Below are 26,347 nucleotides of genomic sequence, written 5' to 3' on the forward strand. Positions count from 1 at the left end.
TATCGACATTCAGCGGTATTTTTTGGGGATGTCGAAGACCATCACGTCGCGGCCCAGCCGCTATGAATTGACCCAGAGCCAATGGGAGCGGATCGAAGACTTGCTTCCAGGCAAAGCCAGTGACCCGGGCCGCACAGCAGCGGACAACCGGACTTTCGTCAATGGCGTGCTGTGGGTGTTGCGCTCCGGCGCACGCTGGAGTGATCTGCCGCCGCGCTACGGGGCCTACAAAAGCGTGCACAAACGCTTTACCCGTTGGGCCGCCAAGGGCGTCTGGGAGCGGATTTTCCAGAGCCTGACTCGGGCTCGAGACAACGAGTACCTGATGATCGATAGCAGCATCGTCCGGGCGCATGCACAAGCGGCGACCGGAAAAGGGGGGCTTCGGACTCGGCTCTGGGGCGCTCCCGAGGAGGCCTGAGCACAAAGATCCACTTGGCCGTGGACAGCCAGGGCCGGCCGGTGCGGGTCGTGCTGACAGGTGGGCAGCGTAACGACATCACGCAAGCGCGCGCCTTGTTGGCCGGGTTCAAGCCGAAATATGTGCTAGCCGACAAGGGTTATGACAGTCGGGAACTGGTGGCGTTGATCAGGTCACGAGGCGCCAAGGCGGTGATCCCTCCACGCAGTTGCCAGCGGCCGCGCCGCTACGACAAAGCACGCTACCGGTTACGCAATCGCATCGAACGTTGCTTCGCCAAGCTCAAACAGTTCCGCCGTATCGCCACGCGCTTCGATCGCAAGCCAACTCATTTCTTGGCTTTCCTGTATCTGGCCTCTATCCCAATGTGGCTGAAATGAATGTCGATACAGCCTAGGCCTGTTGCGCGGCAACATGCGCTGCTGCATGGGCTGTGATACTTAGTTTTCCACAGTATTAGAACGATCCAATCGCATCTGCGCAGAAGGGGGAGGGAGACGTAGGGAAGCCGGCTTGCCGCAAGGGCGCCGGAGAGTTTTCGTGTCACACCGCGCGGGGTTCTCGCCCGATCCTTGGATCGATAGAAACCCGCCGCAGCCGATCAATCTTTGGGAGAGGATGATTGAAATGAACTGCATGCCATCCGCACGCAACCGCAGCACGCTGTCCGCCGGCATCGCCATCGCCTTGTTCGCGACGGCCGCCTCCACCACCGCCTTCGCCCAGCAGGCCGACGGCACGCCGGCCCCCACGGGTCAGGCCGAGGTAAAGGCCACCGACCTGGATGCGGTGACGGTCACCGGCTACCGCTACGCGATCGAGAAGAGCCTGGAGCAGAAGCGCAACGCCAACGCCGTGGTCGACGTGATCACCGCTGAGGACGTGGGCAAGTTCCCCGACAAGAACGTGGCCGATGCGCTGCAGCGCGTGCCCGGCGTGGTCATCACCCGCGACGGCGGCGAAGGCAAGAACGTCAGCGTACGCGGCCTGTCCTCGGAGCTGGTGCTGACCGAGTTGAACGGCAACTACATCGCCACCGCCGAGTCCAACGGCGACCCGACGCGCTCGTTCAACTACACGCTGCTGCCATCGAACCTGCTCGGCAGCGCCGAGCTGTACAAGACACCGGAAGCGCGCATCGACGAAGGTGGCATCGGCGGCACGGTGATCCTGCAGACGCGGCGCCCGCTGGAGCTGGAGCCCAACTCCGGCTTCCTGTCTGCCGAGGGCGTGTGGTCGGACAGCAGCAAGAAGACCGACGGCCAGTTCTCCGGCTCGTACTCGTGGCACGACCAGGACAACCGCTTCGGCGTGTTCGTCGGCTACACGCAGCAGAAGCGCACCGCGCGCACGCTCAACGCCAGTACCGAGAGCTGGCAGTGGTACGGCCGCGACGAAGGCGGCCCGGCGGTCGACGTCAACGGCAATCCGTCGGACTTCAACGCCAACTGGTGGGGCGGCACCGGCTTCTGGGACCAGAACGGCAAGTACTACACTCGCTTCATGATGCCGACGGCCGTCAGCCTGGACGTCAAGCAGGAGGAACGCGAGCGCAAGGGCGGTCAGCTGACCTTCCAGTTCAAGCCCACCGACGACCTGACCCTGACCGCGAACTACTTCCGCTTCGATCTGTCGCAGAACTCGCAGACCAACACGGTCAAGATCCCCGAGTGGAACATCGCCCGCTACTACGGCGACGGCAACTGGCGCGGCGGCCGCCTGCTCGACGGGCTGCAGTTCGATCCAAGCGGCACCATCGTCACCGGCGCCAATTACAGCCTGCATCCGGGCAAGGCCTACTACTGCAGCGAGGCGCAGGCCGCCGCCGCTGGCCTGCCGCCGGGCGGCTGGGGCTCGGACGACTGCACGGTGCCCACGCCGCAGATCACCGGCAGCTACAACATCGAGAAGTCGCTGTCGCAGACGGTGGACCTGGGCGGCGAGTGGCGCGGCGAGAAGGTGGACGTGTCGTTCAAGGCCGGCCGCACCTGGGCCAAGGGCGGGCCGGAACTGCAGTTCTCGCTGCCGATCAAGCCGCGCCGGCAGAACGCCGACGGCAGTTGGAGCAACGGCAACTTCACCAGCGCCTGGGACCTGACCGGCACGCCGACCATGATCTTCTCGCCGGAACTGATGCAGAACCTGCGCGACGGCATCCTGCAGGTCGACCTGGGTTCGACCGGCTCGTCCTGGACCCGCAACACCAACCAGCAGCAGTACGCGCAGATCGATACCACCTGGCACATGGACGGCGAGTTCTTCGACTCGCTGCAGTTCGGCCTCAAGCGCCGCGACGGCGGCATCCACCGCAACACCGGCAACAACTACTGGGTGTGCCCGGGCACCGACCCGAGCGACTACAACAACCGCTACTGGAACGGGCGCTGCAACGCGCTGGCCACGCAGTTCTCGCCGGATCTGCTGTTCCCGCTGGACAACCTGGCCGGCGGGGTGAAGTCCAGCGCGTTCCCGGCGATCAACTTCCCGGGCTACATCGGCTACTTGAACAACACCTACGGCGCGATGCAGACCCGTAACGAAGACAACTTCGTCTACAACGTCGACGAGAAGATCTATTCGACCTACCTGCAGCTCAACTTCCATACCGAGCGCCTGCGCGGCAACGTCGGCGTGCGGGTGGCGCGCACCGGTCAGCATGCCGATTCCACCGACAAGGTGACCGCCTACAACGATTATTTCTTCGATGGTGCCGACGGCAATCCGCTGGCCTGTCAGCAGGGCGCGGCCATGCCCGCGGGCGCGCCAGCCGATACCTACTGCGGCACCGAAGGCTATTGGCGGCTGTCCGACACCGAGCAGCGCACCGAGTCGTTCGTGGTCAGTGCGCTGGACCGCAAGTACACCGACGTGCTGCCGAGCTTCAACCTGGCCTACGACCTGACCGAGAACCTGCTGCTGCGTGCGGCGGCGTCGAAGGTGATCGCGCGGCCCAGCTACAACGCCATCGCCGCGCCCGGCAGCCTGGAGTACTACAGCCCGGAATACGTGGCCGACCGGCGCCTGACCGGCGGCGCCAGCGAGCAGGGCTGGTACGGTTCGGGCAGCAACAAGAAGCTGGAGCCGTACAAGGCCAACCAGTTCGACCTGGGGCTGGAGTGGTACTTCCAGCCGGGCTCGGTGGCGGGCGTGGGGCTGTTCCGCAAGAACGTGGAGAACTTCTCGGTCGACGTGATCAGCGACGTCAACATGCTGATCAACGGCCAGACGGTCACGGTGCAGAACTACAGCACCAAGGCCGGCGGCCAGGACGCGGTGTCGCAGGGCGTGGAGCTGTACGCGCAGCACACGCTGCCCTCCGGCCTCGGCGTGCAGTTCAACTACACCTACAACGATGCCAGCAAGGCCGCGGTGCGGCTGGAGGACGGCACCGAGGTCGGCAAGACCTCGATGCCGGGCAGCGCCAAGAACCAGACCAACCTCACCGTGTTCTACGAGACCGACCGCCTGCTGCTGCGCGCCTCGTACAACCGTCGCGGCGAGCTGGTGCAGGGCCTGGTCAACGGCTTGAACGTCTACGAGGAACCGTACTACCAGATCGATCTGAATGCGGCGTACAACATCACCCCGGCGCTCAGTCTCACCGCGTCGGTGCTGAATTTGACCAAGCAGGAGTCGCGCCAGCACCTGGGCGACGACACCCGGACGCGCTTCTACACCGGCGGCTACGCCGGGCGGCTGGCGTACCTGGGGCTGACCTACAAGTTCTAGGCTGCAGCCTGTCGTGCCCATGCCTGCCGCGCGGCGGTCGGCATGGGCGCGATGGTCCGGCGACGGCTGGGCCAACGTTTTCGCCGTCCACGACCGCGCCGTCGCGCTTGCCGCGGTCGTCCACTACAGGATCCATCGCATGACGTCTTCCCCGCTGCCCTCCCTGCTGCGCACGTTCGCCCTGTCCTTGCTGCTGGTGACGCCGGCACTGGCCGCCGCGCCGCGGCTCAGTGCCGAGGTCAACACCTTCATCGGCAGCAAGGACGACGGCAACACCTTCCCCGGTGCGTCCGCTCCGTTTGGGATGATCCAGGTCAGCCCGATCGGTGCGCACTACGCCGGCTGGCGCTACGACGATCCGCAGATCCGCGGCTTCGGCCATTCCTTCCTGTCCGGCGCCGGTTGCTGGGAGCAGGGCGGGCAGGTCTCGGTGTTGCCGGTCACCGGGCGCATCGGCCCCGGTGGCGAGTTCGATACGGGCGACCCGAAGGCGTTCGACCACACCCGCTACGGCGCGCGCTACCAGCACGACGGCGAGCGCGGCCAGGCCGGCTACTACAAGGTGCGGCTGACCGATTACGGCGGCATCGACGCCGAAGCCACCGCACTGACCCGCGCCGCGGCCGAGCGCTACACCTTTTCCACCTCGGGCGAGGGCCACGTGCTGGTCAACATCGGCCAGGCCAACGCCCGCCACACGGTCACCGGCAGCACCCTGGACGTGGTCGGCGACCGCGTCGTGGAAGGCAAGCTGGTGACCCAGAGCTTCTGCGGCGGCCACCAGTACACCACCTGGTTCCGCCTGGAGTTCGACCGCCCGTTCAAGGCCTTCGGCACCTGGGGCGAGGCCGGCGGCGTGCCCGGATCGCGGCATGGCATGGAGGGCGAGGGCAAGCCCAGCGGCGCGTGGCTCACCTTCGACCTGAGCAAGGGCCGCGCGGTGACCGCCATTTCGGCGATCTCGCACGTGGATGCCGAGGGCGCGCGCAACAACCTGCGCAGTGAGGGCATGGCCAATGGCCGCCTGCTCGGCTTCGATGCGATGCGCGCCCGCGCGCAGCAGGCCTGGGACAAGGAACTGGCCAGCGTGCGCGTGCAAGGCGCCAGCGGCGACGACCGCGTGGTGTTCTACACCGCGCTCTACCACGCGCTGCTGCAGCCGCTGACCGGCAGCGACGCCGATGGCCGCTACCGCGGCTACGACGACGGCATCCACCACGCCGACGGCTGGACCTACCACGAGTTCTTCTCGCTGTGGGACACCTATCGTGCGCAGAACCAGTTGCTGGCGTTGCTGCGGCCGCAGCGCGCCGCCGATATCGGCCGCTCGATCCTGGCGATCAATGCACAAGGCGGCTGGCTGCCGCGCTGGGGCTATGCCAACTTCGAGACCAACGTGATGACCGGCGATCCGGTCACCCCGTTCCTGGTCGACCTGTGGCGCTTCGGCGCGCTGCAGGGGCGCGAGGCCGAGGCCTATACCGCGCTGCGCCGCAATGCGTTCGAGATGCCGCCGATGAACTCGCGGCACGCGGGGCGTTCCGGCAATGCCAATTACCTGGCGCAGGGCTTCGTGGAGTACGACCGCGCGTTCCCGTCCAAGGGCATGGATGTCGACCCTCATCACGGCGGCTCGGCGACGCTGGAGTACGCACTGGCCGACTGTGCGCTGTCGACGATGGCCGGTGCGCTGGGGCATGCCGAGGACGCGGCGGTGCTGAACCGGCGCGGGCGCAACTGGCGTTCGATCTGGGATCCGTCGGTGCGCGATACGCAGACCGGCTTCACCGGTTTCCCGCGGCCGCGCACCGAGGACGGGGCGTGGTACACGCCGCCGGATGGGCATTACGATCCGCGTTCGCAACACGGCTTCCACGAGGGCACGGCCTGGCAGTACCAGTGGCTGGCGCAGCAGGACGTGCCGGGCCTGGTGGAGGCGATGCACGGGCCGGAGCAGACCGCGCGGCGCCTGGATACCTTCTTCGCCTACGACGCGTTGCTGGCCGACCCGGCTGGCGCCGCGCGCAAGGAATGGGTGATGGGGCCGTACAGCTACTACAGCCAGTTCCGCTACAACCCCAACAACGAACCGGACCTGCATGCGCCGTGGATGTACACGCTGATCGGCCAGCCGTGGAAGACCAGCACCGTGCTGCATGCGGCGCAGACGCTGTTCACCAACGCGCCCAACGGCGTGACCGGCAACGACGACCTGGGCACGATGTCGGCGTGGTACCTGTTCAGCGTGATGGGTCTGTACCCGGCGGTGCCCGGCACCGGGCAGTTCCTGCTGCACGCGCCGCGCTTCTCGCGCATCGAACTGGACGTGGGGCCGGGCCGCACGCTGCGTATCGATGCGCCGCAGGCCGGCGACGGCAAGCTGCGCTACGTCGGTGGCGTGTCGCTGGACGGCCGCGCGCACGCGCCGGTGTGGCTGGATTGGGCGCAGTTGCACCAGGGCGGGCGTCTGCGCTTCGACCTGCGCGACGCGCCGCAGCCGCAGGGCTGGGGCACGCAGCCGCAGGACCTGCCGGTGTCGCCGTGCGCGGCGCCGCCGTCCGCCGCCAGCCTGGGCTGGCGCTGAGTCCGTGCCGTCGCGCGGCAGGCGCGCGCAGCCGATGGTTTACGCTGCGCGTCTCGTCCGAAGGGAAGCGATCCGATGAGCCAGAAGCGTCCACCCGGAACCGGATCCGCAGGTTCCAAGGCTGCCAAGGCCGCCGCGCGCAAGGCGGCGCCGGTTGCGGCGGAGCATGCGGACAAGGGGAAAAAGGCCACAAAGACCGCACCTGTCTCCGCCGCGCGCGACCGCCAGCGGGTGGTGACCGTCACCGACATCGCCGATGCGGTCGGCGTCTCGCGCGCGACCGTGTCGCTGGTGCTGCGCGGCAGCCCGCTGGTGCATGCCGACACGCGTGCGCGCGTGGAAGCGGAACTGAAGCGGCAGCGCTACGTCTACAACCGCGGCGCCGCCAATCTGCGCCGGCGCACCTCGACCTGCGTGGCCCTGGTCATCAACGACCTGGCCAATCCGTTCTTCGCCGAATTCGCCGCCGGCGTGGACGAAGCGCTGGGCGAGCAGGGCTACGTGACCCTGCTCGGCAGCACCGGCGAATCGCCCGCGCGGCAGCAGGCCGTACTGGCCTCGCTGATGGAACACACGCCGGCCGGCGTGATCCTGTCGCCGGCCGAGGGCAGCGACGCCGCCGAACTGCACACGGTGCTGGACGCACGCGCGAACGTGCTGCTGTTCAACCGCGAACTTGCCGGCGCCGACGACTGGGGTTTCCTCGGCCTGGACAACCAGTGCGGCGCGCAACTGGCCACCGAGCACCTGATCGCGCTCGGCCACCGCCGCATCGCCTTCTACGGTGGCCACGCCGATTCCAGTTCCTGCCGGCAGCGTCGCGCCGGCCACGCGCAGGCGATGCGGCAGGCCAGGCTGCCGGTCGATCCGGCCTGGCTGATCGAGTCCGCGCCCAATCGCCTGGAAGCGGCGGCGCGCCACGGTGACCTGTTCGCCCACGACGCACCGCCCACCGCAGCGGTCTGCTACAACGATACGGTCGCGTTGGGCCTGATGCTGGGCCTGCTCGCGCGCGGCATCCGTCCGGGCCAGGACTTCGCGATCACCGGCTTCGACGACATCCCCGAGGCCGCGGTGAGCACGCCCGCGCTGACCACGCTCGCCGCGCAGCCGCGCGCCCGCGGCCGCCAGGCGGCGCAACTGGTGCTGGAGCGGCTGGATGCGGCCGTACCGCCGCGCAGGACGATCGTGCCGGTGCGCCTGTCGGTGCGCGAGAGCAGCGGCGCGCCGATCGCGCGCAAGCGTACCTAGCGCGGCGAACGCGGCGGCGGCCGCCGCGACGATGCGCGATGGCACTCGGTGCGCGCAGTGCCATCGCGACGCCCTCTAGACAGAGGCGGGCAGATAGTGGGTTGCACCCTCACAGCGGCGCGTCCCGCGGGTTCGTGCCGAGTGAGCGCTTCGCTCCCTTCTTCCTTTCGTCGAGAGCCGTCTCATGCATCTGCAGACTGCACCGCGCCGTTCCGTGGTGGCCAACGCCTTCTACGGCCTGCTCAATCCCATTCCGTTCGGCTGCTTCGTCGCCGCGCTGATCTTCGACATCGTCTATGCCCGCAGCGGCGTGATCCTGTGGACCAAGGCGGCGGCCTGGCTGATCGCGATCGGGCTGGTCATCGTCATCGTGCCGCGCCTGATCAACCTGGTGCAGGTCTGGATCACTGCGCGGCGCTCCACGCTGCCGGTGGAGCGGCTCGACTTCTGGCTGAACCTGCTCGCCATCGTCGCCGCCATCTTCAATTCCTTCGTGCACAGCCGCGACGCGTATGCGGTAGTCCCGGCCGGGCTCTGGCTTTCGATCGTCACGGTCGCGCTGTTGGCGATCGGGCATGTGCTCATCGCCATCCGCACCACGCCGCGCGAGGGTTACGTCCATGGCTAAGCGCCTGAGCCTGTCGGTTTTCGCGTTGAGTTGCGCCTTGGCCCTGGCCGCCTGCGGCGGCAAGGCCTCGCTCGAGCCCACCCAGCAGGCGGGCAACGCGCCACCGCTGCCGCAGCCGCGCAACTTCCTGCTGCCGCCGATGCAGGTTCCCGAGGGGGTAGGCTGGAAGGAGGGGCAGGCGCCCACCGTGGCGGCTGGCCTGAAGATCGAGAAGATCGCCGGCGGCCTGAAACATCCGCGCCAGCTGTACGTGCTGCCCAACGACGACGTGCTGGTGGTGGAGGCCAATTCGCCGGGGATGGAGCCCGTCACCACGCCCAAGCAACTGATCGCAGGGCTGGTCCAGAGCCGCTCCGGCAAGAGCGCCAAGGGCGGCAACCGCATCACCCTGCTGCGCAGGACCGCCGACGGCAAGTGGGAACAGCATGCGTTCCTGAAGGGGTTGCACTCGCCGTTCGGTGTGCAGCTGATCGGCGATGCGCTGTACGTCGCCAACACCGACAACATCATGAAGTTCCCCTACGTCCCCGGCCAGACCGAGATCACCGCGCCCGGCACGTTGTTCGCCGATCTGCCCGGCACGATCGAACACCATTGGACCAAGGCACTGCTGGCCAGCCCCGACGGACGCAAGCTGTACGTCGGCGTGGGCTCCAACAGCAACATCGGCGAGAACGGGCTGGATGTGGAATACCGCCGCGCGACCGTCCTGGAAGTGGACGTGGCCTCGGCCAGCAGCCGCATCTTCGCCTCGGGCATCCGCAATCCGACCGGACTGCAGTGGGAGCCGCGCACCGGCAAGCTGTGGGCGATCGCCAACGAGCGCGACGAGATCGGCGCCGACCTGGTGCCCGACTACCTGACCTCGGTGCAGGACGGCGGCTTCTACGGCTGGCCGTACAGCTACTACGGACAGAACGTGGATGTGCGGGTCAAGGACCAGCGCCCGGACCTGGTGGCCAAGGCGATCAAGCCGGACTACGCGCTGGGCTCGCACGTGGCCGCGCTGGGCCTGTGGTTCTCCCGCGGCGATACGCTGCCCGCGAAGTACCGCGAAGGTGCGTTCGTGGCCGAGCACGGCAGCTGGAACCGCTCGCCGCTCAGCGGCTATCAGGTGGTGTACGTGCCGTTCCAGCAGGGCCGGCCGGTCGGCCGACCGCAGACCGTGGTCAGCGGCTTCCACTCGCAGGACGAGTCGCAGCTATACGGCGCCCCGGTCGGCCTGGCGCAGGACAAGGACGGCGCGTTGCTGATTGCCGACGACGTCGGCAACAGCGTCTGGCGCGTGCGCTTCTGACCGGGTGCACGACGCCGCCCACCGGTATGTGGGTGGCGTCGTCTGTACGCGATGCCGCCTGGGCGCGGTGCGGTCTGTGGATCGCCCGGGCGCGTGGCTGGATGGCGGAACAGCACCGACATGGAATTACAGCCGCACGTCCACCGGCTCGCTTTCCAGCGCCAGTACGCCGAACACGCATTCGTGCACGCGGTAGAGCGGTTCTTGCGCGACGAAACGCTGCAATGCTTCCAGGCCCAGCGCGAACTCGCGGATGGCGAGGGACTGCTTGGTGCGCAGGCCGCGCTGGCGTAGCCGGTCGAGGTTCTGTGGTTCGGTGTATTCGGGTCCGTAGATGATGCGCAGATACTCGCGGCCGCGGCACTTGATCGCCGGTTGTACCAACCCACGCTTGCTGCGCACCAGGCCTTCGACCGGCTTGATGACCATGCCTTCGCCGCCCTGTGCGGTCAGCGCCTCCCACCATGCGATGGCGTCGGCCACGCTGGCCTGGTCGGCCAGATCGACGAATACGTGCCGGGTCAGCCGCACCAGTGGTTCGACGTCGGCCAGGCGACGGGCGATGTCCAGGTGCCAGCGGTGGTCGCGCTCCAGGCCGACCACGCCTTCGCAGGCCAGCACGTGGAACGGCGCGATCTTCAGGTCCTCCAGGCCGTTCACTGCCCAGCAGTAGCGGCGATAGGCATCGACGAAGCGGCTGGCGTCGCTGTGGCGCGCCTGCGCCTGCTGCTGCCAGAACTGCACGTCGATGCCACGCGCGGCGGCCGCGTCCAGCCAGGTGCGGGCGGTGGCAAGCGCCGCGGTGGCGGCGGCGCCGGTCGGTACGTACTGCTCGCGCAGCAGTTCCTGGGCCTTGGCCGACCACGGCAGCAGTTCCGCATCGAGCACGATCCAGTCGGTATGCAGTTCCTCCCATAGGCCCGCGTGCTGCAGTGCCGCGTCGAGGCGGTCGAGCAGGGCGTTTTCCAGTTCGCGCTCGCCGAAGAAGCGGCGACCGGTGCGGGTGTAGACGACGCCACGGCCATCGTCGCCGATGCCGAAACGTCGCTGCGCGACACCGGCATCGCGGCACAGCACGACGACCGCACGCGAGCCCATGTGCTTCTCTTCGCACACCAGCGTGGCGATGCCTTCCTGGCGATAGAAGTCGAGCGCTTCCTGCGGGCGTTCGAGCAGGTCGCCGGACTTGGCGGTCTCCGGCGGCGCCATGGTCGGCGGCAGGTACACCAGCCAGCGCGGATCGATGGCGAAGCGGCTCATCACCTCAAGCGCGGCGATGCTGTTCTCCTCGCGGATGGTGACGCTGCGGAAGGCGCGGGTGTCGATCACGCGCTTGCCGGCCACATCGTCCAGGTCGAGCAGCAAGGCCTCGCGCGGCGTGATGGCCGCGGCGCTCGCGTCCTCGGCCGGAAGCAGCGGCTTGACCGGCGCGTAGTACTCGCGCGCGGCCGCGACCGACACCAGTTCCTTCTCCGGATAGCGCAGCGCGGTGAGCTTGCCGCCGAACACGCAGCCGGTATCGAGGCAGATGGTGCGGTTGACCCATTCCGGCTCCGGCGTCGGCGTATGGCCGTACACCACCATCGCCGGGCCGCGATAGTCGCGCGCCCAGTCGGAACGGACCGGCAGGCCGAACGCATCGATCTCGCCGGTGGTCTCGCCGTACAGCGCGAACTCGCGCACGCGTTGCGAGGTGCGGCCCTGCAGCTCCTGCTTGAGACCGGCGTGGGCGACCACCAGCTTGCCGTCGTCGAGCACATAGTGGCTGACCAGCTTGTCGATGAAGGCGGCGACCTCGCGGCTGAAATCCTCCGGCTCGGCCTGCAGTTGTTCCAACGTCTCGGCCAGGCCGTGGCTGATGCGCACGTCGCGTCCGGCGAGCTTGCGCTGCAGCTTCACGTCGTGGTTGCCGGGCACGCACAATGCGGTGCCGTTGCCGACCATGTGCATGACCAGGCGCAGCACGCCGGGCGAATCCGGGCCGCGGTCGACCAGGTCGCCGACGAAGACCGCCTTGCGTCCTTCCGGCGCGGCGACCTCGGGTGCCTCGCGGGTGCCGCCGACGGTGTAGCCCAGGCGGCCGAGCAGGGCGACCAGTTCGTCGCGGCAGCCGTGCACGTCGCCGATCAGATCGAACGGCCCGTGCTCCTCGCGGCGGTCGTTCCAGACCTTGATACGTTCGATCGTGGCGGCCGCCACGTCCTCCACCGAGCGCAGCACGCTGACGTGGCGGAAGCCCTCGCGTTCCAGGCCGCGCAGGCCCTTGCGCAGCGCCTGTTGCTGGTTGCGGATGACGTGCGGGCCGAAGTTGCGGTCCGCACGCGCACTGTTGCGGTCCTGGCATACGCGCTCGGGCAGGTCGAACACGATGGCGCAGGGCAGGACATGGAACTCGCGCGCCAGTTCGACCAGGCGCTTGCGGTCTTCCGGGCGCACGTTGGTCGCGTCGACGACGGTCAGGCGGCCGGCGGCCAGGCGCTTGCGCGCGATGAAGTAGAGCACCTCGAAGGCGTCGCCGGTGGCGGTCTGGTCGTTTTCGTCGTCGGCGACCAGGCCGCGGCAGGCATCGGAGGAGATCACCTCGGTCGGCAGGAAGTGGGTGCGGGCGAAGGTGGACTTGCCGCTGCCTGACGGGCCGATCAGGGCGACCAGGCTGAGCTTGGGAATGCGTATCGTCATGAGGATGCCGAAAAGGTCAGGCCATGTCGCGGGTAAACACCGCCATCTGGGTCGGCGGGCCGACCTCCGGATCGTCCGGGCCGATGGGGGCATGGCGCACGCTGTAGCCGTTGCGCTGCGCCACGCCATCGGCCCAGGCGCGGAATTCCGCGCGCGTCCACTCGAAGCGGTGGTCGGGGTGGCGGAAACGCCCGGCCGGCAGGGTCGGGAAGCGCACGTTGTACTCGCTGTTCGGCGTGGTGATCACCACTGCAGGCGGCCTGCCGAAACCGAACAGGGCGCGCTCGAACGCCGGCAGGCGCGGCGCGTCCATGTGTTCGATCACCTCGATCGCGCAGGCCGCATCGAAGCCTTCGATACGGCGATCGCGGTAGGTCAGCGCGCCGTGGGCCAGGGTGATGCGTTGACGCTGCAGCGGCGGCAGCCGTTCGAGGTGCAGCCGATCGGCAGCATGATCCAGCGAGCGCAGCGACACGTCGATGCCGAGCAGGTGCTCGATCTGTGGCTCCTTGAGCAGCAGGCCAAGCAGGCGCCCTTCGCCGCAGCCCAGGTCGACCACGCGCCGCGCGCCCAGGGTGCGCAGCGTCTCGACCACGGTCTGCATGCGTTGGTCGTTGAGGCTGAGCGGACGTTCGATCGCGTCCTCGGCCGCTTCCTTGCGCTCTTCCTGGGCGTCGATCGCCTCCTCTTCATCGTCCAGCAGGCGCGCCAGCGCCGCACGCACCAACGGCTTGTGGCGGCGCAGGTAGCGGCCGACGATCGCCTCGCGTTGCGGGTGCGCGGACAGCCAGGTGCCGCCCTTGTCGAGCAGCTTCTCGATTTCGTCGTGGCCGACGTAGTAGTGCTTGTCGCCATCGATGGCCGGCAGCAGCACATACAGGTGGGTCAGCAGATCCTGCAGGCGGACGGTTCCGGCGAGCTGCAGGCGCACATACGGACTGTCGCCCCACTCGGGAAAGCGCGGATCCAGCGGCAGGCGCTCGACCGTTACGGTGTAGCCAAGCGGTTCGAACCAGGCCTGCAGCAGTTGCTCGCCGCCGCGACACCGCAGCACCGGAATCTCCGCTTCCAGCGCAATGGGCGTGTCCGCCAGCGCCTGGCGATTCTTGCTGGTGCCGGCCATGGCGGTGCCGAACACGCGCTTGAGCGCGACCGAGAGGAAGGAACTGGCAACGTACGGCCGGTCGTTGACGTACTGCGACAGGCTGCCTTCGGCTTCGCCGCGACCGCGCACCAGTCCCACCGGATCGATGTCCAGCATCAGCACTGCGGTGCAACGGGTGTCGTCGGCCTGCGGGTAGAACACCCGGGCAGTGCCGAACGGCAGGTCGACCTCGTGGGCGCGCTCGGGATGCTTGACCAGCAGGTAGCCGAGATCGGTGGCGGGCTGAGTGGTGGTGGACAGGGACAGCAGCACGGTGTGATGGCTTCGCGAGAAAGGCCGTGAGTCTACCGTGCTGCCATTGCCAATGTGCGGGGGCTGGGCAGGTGGGCTGGCCACTGCTGGCTTGGATGGCGAGTCCGCATGGCGCCGGATGTGGCACGCCACCGGTGACTCGGCCGTGTCTGTCAGGCCGACCGAGGGTGCCGATTGTCGACCCGCAGTCGCCGCGATGCGGTGGCACCTTGCCGCAATTCGCGCTGGATTGAATGCGTGTCGGCGAACCTTGCAGCGCCGCGCTCAGCGCAAGCGAATCCAATCCAGTGCCAGTAGCGTATCGATCGCCGTTTTCGCAGTGCGCTGCTGTTCTTCCGACGCCCCGTTCGTGTTTGCATCCCGCAGAAGGGCAAGGAGCTGCTGTGCATCGTGCCGTTGTTCGGGATGCGCCACCTGCAGCCGGCGCGCGGCCTGGAACACCGTCATGATGTCCTCGGCCTGGTCGATGTTCCTGATCTGTGCGAACAGGTCCACGGCTTTCGCGATCTCGGTGTCGTAGGGCGCATACGCCGCGGCGAATCGCGCATGCTCCTTGTCGTACTGCGGCGAGGCCCGCAGTGCCATGGTCCGCCCCTGCGGCTGCTCCTGCAGCCAGTTGCGGTTGGCCAGGTCGGTCAGGATCGGCCGGACGTCGCCCTGGCGCGGGCCGCGGCCGGCAGTGCCGAAGGTCAGCCCGGTCGGTACGCCCAGTTCGGTCATGGCCCAGCAGAGCGTCTGGAACAGCGTGCGCCCGATCGGCCGCGCCTCCGGCCGGGCCTGCAGCCGCCGCAGCACTTCCATGATCGCGATCCAGCCCGGCTGGGGCGCCGTGCGTTTGCCAACGCCCTCGGTCGAGGCGTTTGCCGGCCGCGTCAGGAAGGCGGTTTCGAGTTGCGCCAGCGGCGTGCCGTACGGCGCATAGACCTCGATGTCGACCGGCAGGTGCGCCAGCGTGCGGTAGATCAACGGGCCGACCTCCTCCCAGGCCAGTCCGCCGTTGCCGCAGCCCAGCGGCGGCAGGGCAAGGCTGTGCACGTCCCATTCGCGCAGATGCGCGGCGAGGTGGTCCAGCCCTGCCGCGATGTCCTCCAGCCGCGACGGCGAGCGCCAATGGCGCTTGGTCGGGAAGTTGATAATGCGGATGCCGCTGGCGTCGTCGTACAGATAGGGCTCGCCGATGCGCACGCGGCCTTCCCGGCAGCGCACGGCATAGTCCTCGAACATCGCCGGATAGCGCCGCTTGAACGCCTGCGCGATGCCCTTGCCCATGATGCCGGCGCAATTGACCGCATTCGCGTGGACGTGGGCGTGGCTGGCGAACAGGTCGCCGATTCGTGCCTTGAACATGGTGCGATCCATCGATGAAGAGATCCCCGTGGTGGCGCCTGTCGCTTGCCCGCACTGAAGGGCACCGCGTGTGCGGATAGCGCTGCCTACCGCCTGGCCGAGAGAGGCCTGGCGAGGTGCTGCCGACGTCAGCGCATGTGCGCACCTGGCTGTCCTGCAGCAAGGGGCGGCCAGGGCAGCAGCGGGGAGCGCGCAAGCATGCGGCAGCGGCGTCTCACCTCCTGAGATCGGGCGAGGCCAGGAGAAGAGTTGCGGCTCAGCGCCGATCGATGGCAGCGATTCTTTTTCGTGGGAGCGGCTTCAGCCGCGACAGGCATTCCCAGTAATGCCTCGTCGCGGCTGAAGCCGCTCCCGCAGGCGCTTGCGGCGAGCCAGTCGTGTGCACTGTGGGAGGGACTTCAGTCCCGACGCATTGCGCCATCGGAAAAGCACACCACGTCGAGCGGCCCGGCTGCACGACAGTCGACGGCCACAATGGCAGCGGCAGCGCCGGTTTAGTTCTCGGCAGACGCACCCCCGCCGCGTCGCGCACGCCAGCGCGCCACCCGCTCCTGCAGTCCCACCACGCAGACGAAGAATGCCGGCACGAAGAAGATCGCCAGCACCGTGCCACTGACCATGCCGCCGAACACGCCGGTGCCGATGGCGTGCTGGGTCTCGGCGCTGGCGCCGCTGGCCAGCATCAGCGGCACCACGCCCAGGGCGAAGGCCAGCGAGGTCATCAGGATCGGGCGCAGGCGCAGGCGTGCGGCGTTGGTCGCCGCCTCGAGCAGGCCCTGGCCGTCGCGGTGCAGTTGCCGGGCGAACTCGACGATCAGGATGGCGTTCTTCGCCGACAGGCCGATGATGGTGATCAGGCCGACCTTGAAGAACACGTCGTTGGGCAGGCCGCGCAGCATTACCGCGGCCACCGCGCCTAGAAGGCCCAATGGGACTACCAGCATCACCGACAGCGGGATCGTCCAGCTCTCGTACAGCGCCGCCAGCACCAGGAACACCACCAGCGCCGACAGCAGCATGAGCAGCGGCGCCTGCGCGGCCGACTGCCGCTCCTGCAGCGATTGCCCGGTCCAGGCCACGGCGAAGCCCTGCGGCAGTTGCGCGGCCAGCCGTTCCATCTCGGCCATGGCCGCGCCGCTGGACACGCCAGGCGCGGCGCCGCCGGTGATGCGCACGGCCGGGAAGCCCTGGAAGCGCGCCAGCTGCTGCGGCGCGTCGGTCCAGGTGGCGGTCACCACTTCGCGCAGGGGCACCATGCCGCCCTCGGTGCTGCGCACGCGCAGGCCCAGCACGTCGTCCAGTTGCATGCGCGACGCGGCGTCGGCCTGCAGGATCACCTGCTGCATGCGCCCGGCATTGGGGAAGTCGTTGACGTACAGCGAGCCCATTGCCGCCGACAAGGTGTTGCTGATCGCGGAGAACGGCAGGCCCATGGCTTCGGCATGCTGGCGGTCGATCTCCAGGCGGATGCTCTTGCCCGGCGGCAGGCCGTCCTGATACACGCCGCTGACCACCTTGCTGTCCGCGGCCAGTTGCAGCAGCTTCGCCTGCGCCGCCATCAGCGCGGCCTCGCCGCGGTTGCCGCGGTCCTGCAGGTACAGGGTGAAGCCGGAAGAGGTGCCGAGCTCGTCGATGGCCGGCGGCAGCAGGCTCATCACCGTGCCCTCGGGCAGGTCGGCCATGGCCTGCTGCACGCGGTCGGCTTCGTCGCTGGAGGTGGCGCCGTCGCGCTGGTCCCAGTCCTTGAGCATGGTGAAGGCCATGGCCGCGTTGGTGCCCGAGCCGGAAAAGCTGAAACCCAGGATCACCAGGTTGGAGGCCAGCGCCGGGCGCGTGGCGACGTGCCGCTCGAACGCCTCGACCACCGCCAGCGTGCGCTCGCTGGTGGCATCGGTGGGCAACTGGATCGAGGTCATGAAGTAGCCCTGGTCCTCTTCCGGCAGGAACGCCGAGGGCAGCACGCGCATGGCGAAGGCCAGCGCAACGCACAGGACCGCGAACACCGCCAGCACACGCGCGCTGCGCCGCAGCAGCCGCGCCACGCGTGCGGCATAGCTGCCGGTCAGGCGCTCGAAGCCGCGGTTGAATGCGCCGAAGAACCCGCGTTTGGCGTGATGGCCGGGCGCGATCGGGCGCAGCAGGGTGGCGCACAGCGCCGGGGTCAGGGTCAGCGCCAGGAACGCCGAGAACAGGATCGACACCGCCATCGCCAGGGTGAACTGCTGGTAGATCACGCCCACCGAGCCGCTGGCGAAGGCCATGGGGATGAACACCGCGGTCAGCACCAGGGTGATGCCGACCACCGCGCCGGTGATCTCGCGCATCGCCTTGGTCGTGGCTTCCCGCGGCGGCAGGCCTTCGCTGGCCATGATCCGCTCGACGTTCTCCACCACCACGATGGCGTCGTCGACGATGATGCCGATCGCCAGCACCATGCCGAACATGGTCAGCACGTTGATCGAGAAACCGGCCAGCAGCATCACCGCGAAGGTGCCCAGCAGTGCGATCGGCGCGACGATGGCCGGGATCAGCGTGTAGCGCACGTTCTGCAGGAACAGGTACATCACCAGGAACACCAGCACCATCGCTTCGAGCAGGGTCTTGACCACCTGCTTGATCGAGAGCTTCACGAACGGCGCGGTGTCGAACGGGATCGAATAGCGCATGCCGGTCGGCATGCTCGCGGCCAGTTCCGCCAGCCGTGCCTTCACCGCCTGCGCAGTGCGCACCGCATTGGCGCCGGGCGAGAGCTGGATCGCCGCGCTGGTGGCGGGAGCGCCGTCCTCGCGGTTGGAGAAGCCATAGGATTGTGCGCCCAGCTCCACCCGCGCCACGTCGCCCAGGGTCACCCGCGCGCCGCCGCTGTCGGCACGCAGCACGATGGCGGCGAACTGCGCGGGCGTGGTCAGTTGTCCGGCCACGGTCAGCGGCACGGTCAGGCGTTGTCCGCGCACGGTCGGCTCGTCGCCGAGGCGGCCAGGCGCGATCTGCGCGTTCTGCTGTTCGATCGCCTGTGCCAGTTCGGTCATGGTCATGCCGTAGGCGACGAGCTTGTCCGGGTCCACCCACACGCGCATGGCCTGCTCGGCGCCGAACAGTTGCACGCGGCCGACGCCGTCGATGCGCCGCAGTTCCTGCACGATGTTGCGGGCCAGGTAGTCGTTGAGCGCCACCTCGTCGTAGCGGCCGTCCGGCGAGGTCAGGCCGACCAGCATCAGGAAGCCGGACGCGGCCGATTCCACCTGCAGGCCGTTCTGCCGCACCGCCTGCGGCAGGCGCGGCTCCACCGCCTTGATGCGGTTCTGCACGTCCACCTGCGCCAGCTCCGCATTGGTGCCGGGCTTGAAGGTGGCGGTGATCTGCGCGCTGCCCGAGGTGTCCACCGTGGACTCGAAGTACAGCAGGTTCTTGACCCCCGACAGCTCGCGCTCGACCAGGCTCACCACCGAATCGTTGAGGGTCTGCGGCGTGGCGCCGGGGTAGGACGCGATCAGCGACACCGAGGGCGGCGCCACCGAGGGATAGCGCGCCACCGGCAGCTGGCCGATGGCCAGGGTGCCGAACAGCACGATGAACAGCGCGATCACCCAGGCGAAGACCGGGCGTTCGATGAAGAACTGTGGCATGGCGGCGTTCCCGGTTCAGTCCGCGGCGGCGGTGGCGACCACCGGCGGCTGCCACGCACGCGCCTTCACCCGGGCGCCGGCGCTGAGCCGGTCGATGCCTTCGACCACCACCTGCTGCCCGGGTTGCAGGCCGGCGACGACACGGTAGTGCCCCTGCACCAGTTCGCCCAGCTGCACCGTCGCGCTGCGCACCTGCGCATTGGCGTCCAGCACCCACACCTGCGCGCGCTTGCCGACATGGGTGACCGCCTGCTGCGGCACGCGCAGCGCCTGCGCGTAGTGGGCGCGCGGCACCCGCGCCCGCACGTACATGCCGGGCAACAGGCGCCGCTGCGGGTTGTCGACGAGGATGCGCAGCAGCACATCGCCGGTGCCGGCATCGACGTTGATGCCGGAGAACAGCACGCGCCCGCTCAGTCCCGAGGGCGTGCCGCTGCGGTCGAGGATCTGCGCCGGCAGGCCGTCGTCGCCGGTGGCCTGCGCGCGCGCGGCCGGATCCAGCGGATCCAGGTCGCTGGCGGACTGGCGCACGTCGACGTAGACCTGGTCGATCTGCTGGATCACCGCCATCGGCGCGCTGTCGCTGGGCGAGACCAGCGCACCCTCGGTGAGCAGTGCCTGGTCGATGCGGCCGTCGATCGGCGCGTCGACGGTGGCGAAGGCCAGGTCCAGGCGCCGCCGCGACAGCGTCGCCTTGGCCTCGGCGACCGCCGCGGCGGCCTGGCTGCGCTGCGAGGCGGCGTCGTCGTACATCTGCCGGCTGACCATGCCGGATTCGACCAGCCGCTGTAGCCGGGCATGCTGCACGTCGGCCAGCACCTGCGCGGCCTCGGCACGGTGCAGTGCGGCCGCGGCGGTGTCCATGTCGGCCTTGAACGGTGCCGGGTTGATCTGGAACAGCGCGTCGCCGCGCCGCACATCGGCGCCCTGCTCGAAGAAGCGACGCTGCACGATGCCGCCGACCTGTGGGCGGATCTGCGCGCTGCGCAGCGCGGCCACGCGGCCGGGCAGGTCCACGCTCACCGTCATCGACGCAGGGTGCAGGGTCACCGCGGTGACCTGTACCGGCGCGGCCACCGCTTGCGGCTGCGCGCCGCCGCCGCAGCCCGCCAGGGCCAACGCCAGCGCGCCGCCGAGTCCCAGAGTCCGTACCTGTTGCCGCATGCCCATGCCTCGTGCCTCGTCGCTGCCGCCGCGGATGCGGCGGACGCCAAAGCCGCGCATGGTCGCGGCCGCGGGTTGCGCGGCGTTCGATGCGATGTGGAGATATGATGGAGATCCGCCCGTCCGGGCCGATGCGCCTTCGCTGCCTCCATGTCCGTTTCCTCTCCGGGCGCCGCCGTGCCCGCGTCCGCGCCGCTGGTCCTGATCGCCGAAGACGAGAGCGAGATCGCCGAGATCCTCAGCGCCTACCTGGCGCGCAGCGGGCTGCGCAGCGCCCACGCCGCCGATGGCCGCGCCGCGCTGGACCTGCACCTGGCGCTGGATCCGGATCTGATCCTGCTGGATGTGCAACTGCCGGCGGCGGATGGCTGGAAGGTGCTTGCCGAACTGCGCCACCGGGGCGAGACCCCGGTGATCATGCTCACCGCGCTGGACCAGGACATCGACAAGCTGATGGGCCTGCGCCTGGGCGCCGACGACTACGTGGTCAAGCCGTTCAACCCGGCCGAGGTGGTGGCGCGGGTGCAGGCGGTGCTGCGGCGCATCCGCGGCAATGGCGCCGAGGAGGCGCGCAGCCTGCGCGTGGGCGCCTTCCATGTCGATCTGGACCAGCACGAGGCCAGCGTGCGCGTGGGCGAGCAGCGGCACACGCTGGACCTCACGCTCACCGAGTTCAAGCTGCTGGTGCGGCTGATGCGCGCGCCGAAGCGGGTGTTCAGCCGCGCCGAACTGCTCGACGCCTGCCTGCCGGAAGGCGACACCCAGGAGCGCACCATCGACAGCCACATGAGCAAGCTGCGCAAGAAGCTGGAGGCGCTGGGCGTGCAGGGCACGCCGGCCAGCGTGCGCGGCGTCGGCTACCGGTTCGGATCCGGCGCATGAGCCGCGCCCCCGGGCTGCGCCGCCAGGTCATCCTGTCGCTGGGCGCGCTGGCGCTGTGGATCATCCTGCTGTCGGTGGTCGGCTCCTACGTGTTCTACGCGCTGGCGGCGGCCTACCAGCCCAGCAGCATCTCCGACACCTGGGTGCCGTCGCGGGTGGAGATGATGTGGATCGGCGCCACCGCCGCACTGGCCGTGGCGATCGCGGTGGCGGTGGCGGTGCGGCTGTCGCGGCGCATCCTTACCCCGTTGAACTCGGTGGCGCACAGCCTGCGCGAAGTCGCCCAGGGCAACTTGCACGCACGCGCGAGCATGGATGCGCATGCGCTGGGCGAGACCGCGCAGCTGGTGCGCGACTTCAACGCCATGGCCGACCGCCTGCAGGCGATGACCCGCGAGCGCGCATTCTGGAATGCCGCCGTCGCCCACGAACTGCGCACGCCGGTGACGATCCTGCGCGGGCGCCTGCAGGGCTTGGCCGAGGGCGTGTTCGCGCCGGACGTGGCGGCGTTCGAGAGCCTGTTGCGGCAGGTGGAAGGCCTGAACCGGCTGATCGAGGACCTGCGCGTGCTCAGCCTCACCGACAGCGGGCACCTGGAGTTGCAGCCGGCGCCGGCCGACCTGGCGCGGGAAGTGGAGGCCGTGCTGCATGCCTTCGGTGCCAGCCTGGACGCGCGCGGGCTGGTGCTGGAACCCGTGCTGGCGCTGCGCACGCCGGTGCTGTGCGATGCGGTGCGCATCCGCCAGGCGCTGATGGCCTTGCTCGAAAACGCGCAGCACTATGCCGAGCCGGGCCCGCTGCGGGTGGGCGTGCAGGCGGACGCCGGCCAATGCGTGCTGTTCGTGGAAGACACCGGCCCCGGCATCGCGCCCCAGATCGCCGCGCGGGTGTTCGATGCGTTCCGCCGCGGCGATCCGTCGCGTTCGCGCAAGAGCGGCGGCAGCGGCCTGGGCCTGGCGGTGGTCAAGGCCATTGCCGTGGCGCATGGCGGCGATGCGCTGTGTCTGCCGGCCGGCAGCGGGACACGATTCGAAGTGCGCTGGCCGCTGGTCTCGTTGGAGGCCAGCGGTACTTCCCAGTCGCGGACATCGCCGAGCCGGCACGCTATGTGAGTTACCAGGGGCGTGTGCTAGCTGTCGTCGTCGCTCGTTGGTGGCACACGGCGGTTTGTCGACGCGTGGCTCGCCCTCAATAGTCGGTGTAAAGATAGATCCCGGCGAACCGGCTCGTATACCAGCCGGCGCCGCCCTGGGCTTTGGGGGTGCTGAGATTCGCGATCTCGGAAGACAGTTGCACTGCCGTGACCTGGTAGCCAGTGGTATCGGCATCCAGCTGCGTTTGTGAATCGCTGTTTTTTGCGTTCATGTCCGCGATCGCGAGGGCGAGTTGCTCTTTCGAGATGCACATGCCATACCATCTCAGATCCTCGCCCTTGGCACCGGTCACGGCATGGCTGAATGGCATTAGCGAGAGATATTTTCTGCCTTCGGTGTAAGCGCTTCCCACGTAATAGCTGGAGAGCCCAGCGTCATAATAGGCACCTTCGCTGATTCCGATGTCGGGCCAGCGGCTATCCCAGGTCTTGATGCTGTAGCTGAAGGGCCTCCCATTCTTGTCCGTGAGCCACAAGACGACACCGTTGTAGAAGACGGCTCCTTCGCTATAGCTGTCGATGACGGTCTCCGAGTGCTCCAGACACATCTTCGGATCGGAACCGAATTGGTTGGAATCCCAGGGGCGTCGGTTTACTTGGTGGTTCCAGCCTACGTAATACCACCCCATCGGGGATGGATTGGGCAGACTGTAGGAATGCAAGTGAATGGTCGCCTGGGCTCCCTGCTTTTGCACCGATGTCGAGCCGTATCCATTTGGATCGATCGACGCCTGAAAATCTGACCAGGGGGTGGGCGTGTTCAGATGCGAAAAATCGCCGACATTCCAGCTTGCGTGACGCTGCATGGCTTTCCCGAAGCTGTAAGTGTAGAAGCCATCGGCGCCTCCTCCTTCGTCGTTGGCAACAACGACGTCTTTCAGGCCTTTGCCATCGGGTTGGACCCAGAAATGCTGGGATGCCTGGGCTTGCTCGAGGAAGAGAAGGGCTCCCGCGAAAAGAACGAGGTCTAAGATTCTTCCCATTGGCGTTTGGCGTCCTGCAACGCAATGTGCTTGAGTCAGATTGACGAACCCTCGTCACCGGTTGCCATGCGGCGGCAGCGACGTGTCTTGCCTGTTCTACCGCATGCGGAGTGAGCATGGCAACGCTTTGCTGCCTCCCAGGGAAGGCCTGCGCTCCTGCTGGGAGTGCATAGTTGGCATGGGATGCTGTCGCGTACGGTTCGCTATCGATAGGCTGTCTTGTGAACGAGCCAAGTTGCGGTCATTCAACACCGCCACAACCACGTCAAGGACGATCTCGCAGCGCGGCGTGCAGTGCGCCATGTTGCTCTGCAATCATGGAGATGGCATACGCCCCGGCAGCATGCGGGTCAGCACCTCGTCGCGGCGGACCCAGTGATGGAACAGCGCGGCGGCCACGTGCAGCAGTACGACGACCCATGCGATCCATTTGCCGATGAAGTGGTGCACCACGTCGATCGGCGCTTCGAACGCCTCCCAGCTCAGGTGCCAGGTGCGGCTGATCCAGGCGAACAGCGCGGTCTCGTTGAAGCCGGGAATGCGGAACAGGCCGAGGTCGGTCGGCGCGCCGGTGCCGATGTAGCCGGTCAGCGGCATCACGATCAGCAGCGCGTACAGACCCCAATGCGCCAGATGCGCGAGCCGGTGTTCCAGCGCCGAGCCCGGCGGATCGTCCGGTTGCACGTCCAGCCAGCGCCACAACAGCCGCGGCAGCACCAGGAACCCGACCAGCAGGCCCAGCACCCAGTGCAGGTTGAGCACCGGCAGCGAGGCGTCCGACGTGTCGTCCATGAACCAGATGACGTAGTACACCACCGCATAGGCGCCGATGAAGGCGGCGGCGGTGGTCCAGTGGAACAGCTTGGCGAGGGCGCCGAAGCGCTGTTCGGTATTGCGCCAGTGCATGTGCGTGATCCTGGTCGAGTGGCGAGGCGGGGAGTGCTGCGGAATCAGGGCGTGCGCAGGCTGTCGAGCAGCCGGTCCAGGGCGTCCAGCGCGTCGGCCAGCCGTGCGTGCAGGTCGGCGTCCGGCTCGGCGATCCAGAACGCCGCCTCGGTGATCGCGCCGTAGAGCATGCGTGCCATCACCCCGGCATGCAGCGGCGCCACCGTGCCGGCGGCGATCAGGGCTTCCAGCGCCGCCTGTAGCGCGGCGATGCCCACCGACTGCGCCGCCGGCGGCACGTCGCCGAACACGGCGCGCGCGTCCTGCAGGATGATCCGGCGGATCTCCGGTTCCAGCGCCAGTTCCAGGTAGGTGCGGCAGCGGCGGCGGAAACCGTCCCACGGCGTGGGCGCGGCGTCGGACACCGCCTGCAGGCGCAGGCCCACCTCGGCCTCGATCTGCTCGATGACCGCGATCAGCAGGCCGTCCTTGCTGCCGAAGTGGTGATACAGCGCGCCGCGGGTAAGACCGGCCTCGGCGGTCAACACGTCCATCGAGGTGTGCGCGAAGCCGTGCGTGGCGAACGCCTGCCGCGCCACAGCCAGCAGGCTGGCGCGGGTGGTCTCGATCATCTCGCGGCGGCTGCGGCGCTGGCGCATGGGCGGGCCTTCATTCACATACGTGGCGTACGTTATTTGCGTACAGGGCGTATGTCAATGTGTCACGGTCGATTCGGCGTGCGCTGGGCGGCTTGGCCGGCACGGCAGCCGGTGCGCTCCGAAGGCCTGGGATTCGAGTGGCTTGCCCGTCCTGCGAACGTCTCGGCCAGCGCCTCTCAGGCATCGACAGCGCGATCGCGGCGGCGTGTGGGATGCGCCTGGTCGCAAACCCAAATGATGCTGGTGCCTGTCGCGAAGGCCGTCGTAAAGGGCGCCGTCGCGGCGGCTCAGGACTGCGCGACGGAACCGCCCATCGTGCGCATGCGATGCACCGGCATGACGCCGACGCACCGTCGCACTAGCCAAGGCCTTCACTGCGGGTGTGGTCTGGTGACCGCTGTGCAACCGAATTGGAGTGTCGAATGGACACCACGCTGATGCCCTGGGTCGCCGGACTGTTCGTCCTGCTCATCGCCGCGATGCTGTATCTGGTCACGCGCGCCAAGAAGAACCGCAACCGCCCGGCACAGGATCACGCCGCGACCAAGAGCGACGTGGACAGCGCCGCCAAGCGCTAGCTGTGATCTCTCAGTAGGTTGTTCATCCGGGGCATCTCTGGAAGATGGGGGTTACCAAGCCAACCCAGCCCCAGGAGCCCCGGATGAACCTGCATAAACATGCCCGTTTGAGCCCTCGCGGTCGAGCCCTGCTGGTGGATCGCATCCTTGTTCATGGGCTGCGCGTGGAAGAAGCGGCGCATGCGGCCGGTGTGAGCGTCCGAACGGCCTACAAATGGCTCAAGCGCTTCAAGGAAGAGGGGGCGCAAGGGCTGAGCGACCGCACCTCCCGGCCTCACGACTGCCCCCATGCCACGCCTCGGGGCGTGGTGGATCAGGTCATCGCGCTGCGCCGTTCACGCCACACGTATCGGCAGATCGCCGAGCAGCTGCCTGTGGCGCCGAGCACCATCGCCCGGTTGCTGCGCCGCGCCGGCCTGCACCGGCTGGCCGAGCTGGAACCGGCGCTGCCGGACAATCGCTATGAATACGCCCAACCCGGCCAACTGCTGCATCTGGACATCAAGAAGCTGGCCCGTTTCCGCCAGCCCGGCCACCGCGTGACCGATGATCGGACGGTCACCTCCCGTGGCATTGGCTGGGAGTACGTCCACCTAGCCATCGACGATCACTCGCGCGTGGCCTTCGGCACCATCGAGCCCGATGAGCGCGGTTTCAGTGCCTGCAGGGCCCTGATGCAGGCGGTTCGCTACTACCGCAGCCTGGGCGTGCGCTTGGAGCGCGTGTTGACCGACAACGGCGCCTGCTACAAATCACGCCGCTTTCGACGCCTTGTCCGACGGCTCGGCCTGCGCCATCTGCGAACCCGACCCTACACGCCACGCACCAATGGCAAGGCCGAGCGGCTGGTGCAGACCAGCCTGCGAGAATGGGCTTATGCGCGCTCCTATATCGACTCCACGCAACGCGCCAACGCCTTCTCGGGCTGGCTGCATCATTACAACTGGCATCGACCACACGCCAGCCTCGGCTACAAACCGCCCATCTCCCGAATTCCACTGAACAACGTGGTGGGTTTACACAGCTAGCGTCTCGCGTCGGGCGCGGCGCGGTCGCCTGCGCCG

Annotated in this window: 18 protein-coding genes; 10 read left to right on the forward strand and 8 right to left on the reverse strand. The window is 68.2% G+C overall.

Translation table 11 applies throughout. The features are described from left to right. Positions 1–28 precede the first annotated feature (28 nt). The 6 genes from RAB70_RS06905 to RAB70_RS06930 all read left to right on the forward strand — a co-directional run bounded on the left by RAB70_RS06905 (position 29) and on the right by RAB70_RS06930 (position 9,910). Positions 29–801 (forward strand): IS5 family transposase gene (locus tag RAB70_RS06905; protein ID WP_148830478.1). Its coding sequence is split into 2 segments (ribosomal slippage): positions 29–371 and positions 371–801, totalling 774 coding nucleotides; the frame shifts between segments, so codons are not numbered across the junction. 247 nt (positions 802–1,048) lie between these two features. Continuing rightward, the gene (locus tag RAB70_RS06910) at positions 1,049–4,150 is read left to right on the forward strand and encodes a TonB-dependent receptor (protein WP_170268197.1); all 3,102 of its coding nucleotides are present in this window, start codon (positions 1,049–1,051) and stop codon (positions 4,148–4,150) included. Between the two features lie 139 nt (positions 4,151–4,289). Next, positions 4,290–6,734, forward strand: a complete 2,445-nt coding sequence (locus RAB70_RS06915) for a GH92 family glycosyl hydrolase (RefSeq protein WP_148829748.1) — start codon at positions 4,290–4,292, stop codon at positions 6,732–6,734. A gap of 75 nt (positions 6,735–6,809) precedes the next feature. Further along, complete coding sequence (locus RAB70_RS06920; RefSeq protein ID WP_225851705.1) at positions 6,810–7,985, forward strand: LacI family DNA-binding transcriptional regulator; 1,176 nt, start codon at positions 6,810–6,812, stop codon at positions 7,983–7,985. 184 nt (positions 7,986–8,169) lie between these two features. After that, complete coding sequence (locus RAB70_RS06925) at positions 8,170–8,613, forward strand: DUF2231 domain-containing protein (RefSeq protein WP_148829747.1); 444 nt, start codon at positions 8,170–8,172, stop codon at positions 8,611–8,613. Then, on the forward strand, positions 8,606–9,910 hold the full coding sequence (locus RAB70_RS06930) for a sorbosone dehydrogenase family protein (protein WP_192578979.1): 1,305 nt from the start codon (positions 8,606–8,608) through the stop codon (positions 9,908–9,910). Before RAB70_RS06925 ends, RAB70_RS06930 begins: the two co-directional genes overlap by 8 nt. Before the next feature lie 126 nt (positions 9,911–10,036). Here the strand turns inward: RAB70_RS06930 and RAB70_RS06935 are convergent, their stop codons facing one another. The 5 genes from RAB70_RS06935 to RAB70_RS06955 form a co-directional block, all read right to left on the reverse strand. Further along, positions 10,037–12,589, reverse strand: a complete 2,553-nt coding sequence (locus RAB70_RS06935) for a polynucleotide kinase-phosphatase (RefSeq protein WP_148829746.1) — start codon at positions 12,587–12,589, stop codon at positions 10,037–10,039. A gap of 16 nt (positions 12,590–12,605) precedes the next feature. Further along, the gene (locus RAB70_RS06940) at positions 12,606–14,006 is read right to left on the reverse strand and encodes a 3' terminal RNA ribose 2'-O-methyltransferase Hen1 (RefSeq protein ID WP_148829745.1); all 1,401 of its coding nucleotides are present in this window, start codon (positions 14,004–14,006) and stop codon (positions 12,606–12,608) included. A gap of 264 nt (positions 14,007–14,270) precedes the next feature. Then, positions 14,271–15,353 (reverse strand): macro domain-containing protein, encoded by a 1,083-nt coding sequence (locus tag RAB70_RS06945; protein ID WP_225851704.1) that lies wholly within the window; start codon positions 15,351–15,353, stop codon positions 14,271–14,273. Positions 15,354–15,847: 494 nt separating this feature from the next. Next, positions 15,848–18,979, reverse strand: a complete 3,132-nt coding sequence (locus RAB70_RS06950; RefSeq protein WP_148829743.1) for an efflux RND transporter permease subunit — start codon at positions 18,977–18,979, stop codon at positions 15,848–15,850. Positions 18,980–18,994: 15 nt separating this feature from the next. Further along, positions 18,995–20,203 carry an efflux RND transporter periplasmic adaptor subunit gene (locus tag RAB70_RS06955; protein WP_225851703.1) on the reverse strand — a complete coding sequence of 403 codons (1,209 nt, stop codon included), beginning with the start codon at positions 20,201–20,203 and terminating at the stop codon, positions 18,995–18,997. A 90-nt stretch (positions 20,204–20,293) separates the two neighbouring features. Here RAB70_RS06955 and RAB70_RS06960 point away from each other — a divergent pair, with 90 nt between their 5' ends. Both RAB70_RS06960 and RAB70_RS06965 read left to right on the forward strand, forming a co-directional pair. After that, a complete protein-coding gene (locus tag RAB70_RS06960; protein WP_051064810.1) occupies positions 20,294–21,025 on the forward strand; it encodes a response regulator in 732 nt (243 codons plus the stop codon). After that, complete coding sequence (locus RAB70_RS06965; RefSeq protein WP_148829742.1) at positions 21,022–22,137, forward strand: ATP-binding protein; 1,116 nt, start codon at positions 21,022–21,024, stop codon at positions 22,135–22,137. Before RAB70_RS06960 ends, RAB70_RS06965 begins: the two co-directional genes overlap by 4 nt. A gap of 76 nt (positions 22,138–22,213) precedes the next feature. Here the strand turns inward: RAB70_RS06965 and RAB70_RS06970 are convergent, their stop codons facing one another. From RAB70_RS06970 to RAB70_RS06980, 3 genes are all read right to left on the reverse strand, one after another. Beyond that, positions 22,214–23,161, reverse strand: a complete 948-nt coding sequence (locus RAB70_RS06970; RefSeq protein WP_148829741.1) for a hypothetical protein — start codon at positions 23,159–23,161, stop codon at positions 22,214–22,216. Between the two features lie 315 nt (positions 23,162–23,476). Beyond that, positions 23,477–24,067 (reverse strand): cytochrome b, encoded by a 591-nt coding sequence (locus RAB70_RS06975; RefSeq protein WP_148829740.1) that lies wholly within the window; start codon positions 24,065–24,067, stop codon positions 23,477–23,479. A gap of 44 nt (positions 24,068–24,111) precedes the next feature. Continuing rightward, a complete protein-coding gene (locus RAB70_RS06980) occupies positions 24,112–24,705 on the reverse strand; it encodes a TetR/AcrR family transcriptional regulator (RefSeq protein ID WP_148829739.1) in 594 nt (197 codons plus the stop codon). Positions 24,706–25,127: 422 nt separating this feature from the next. Between RAB70_RS06980 and RAB70_RS06985 the strand changes: the two genes are divergently transcribed. Then, positions 25,128–25,283, forward strand: a complete 156-nt coding sequence (locus RAB70_RS06985) for a hypothetical protein (protein WP_017910105.1) — start codon at positions 25,128–25,130, stop codon at positions 25,281–25,283. An 83-nt stretch (positions 25,284–25,366) separates the two neighbouring features. Beyond that, on the forward strand, positions 25,367–26,311 hold the full coding sequence (locus tag RAB70_RS06990) for an IS481 family transposase (protein WP_265529716.1): 945 nt from the start codon (positions 25,367–25,369) through the stop codon (positions 26,309–26,311). Positions 26,312–26,347: the final 36 nt, after the last annotated feature.

The organism is Xanthomonas sontii, from assembly GCF_040529055.1.
Lineage (GTDB): Bacteria > Pseudomonadota > Gammaproteobacteria > Xanthomonadales > Xanthomonadaceae > Xanthomonas_A > Xanthomonas_A sontii.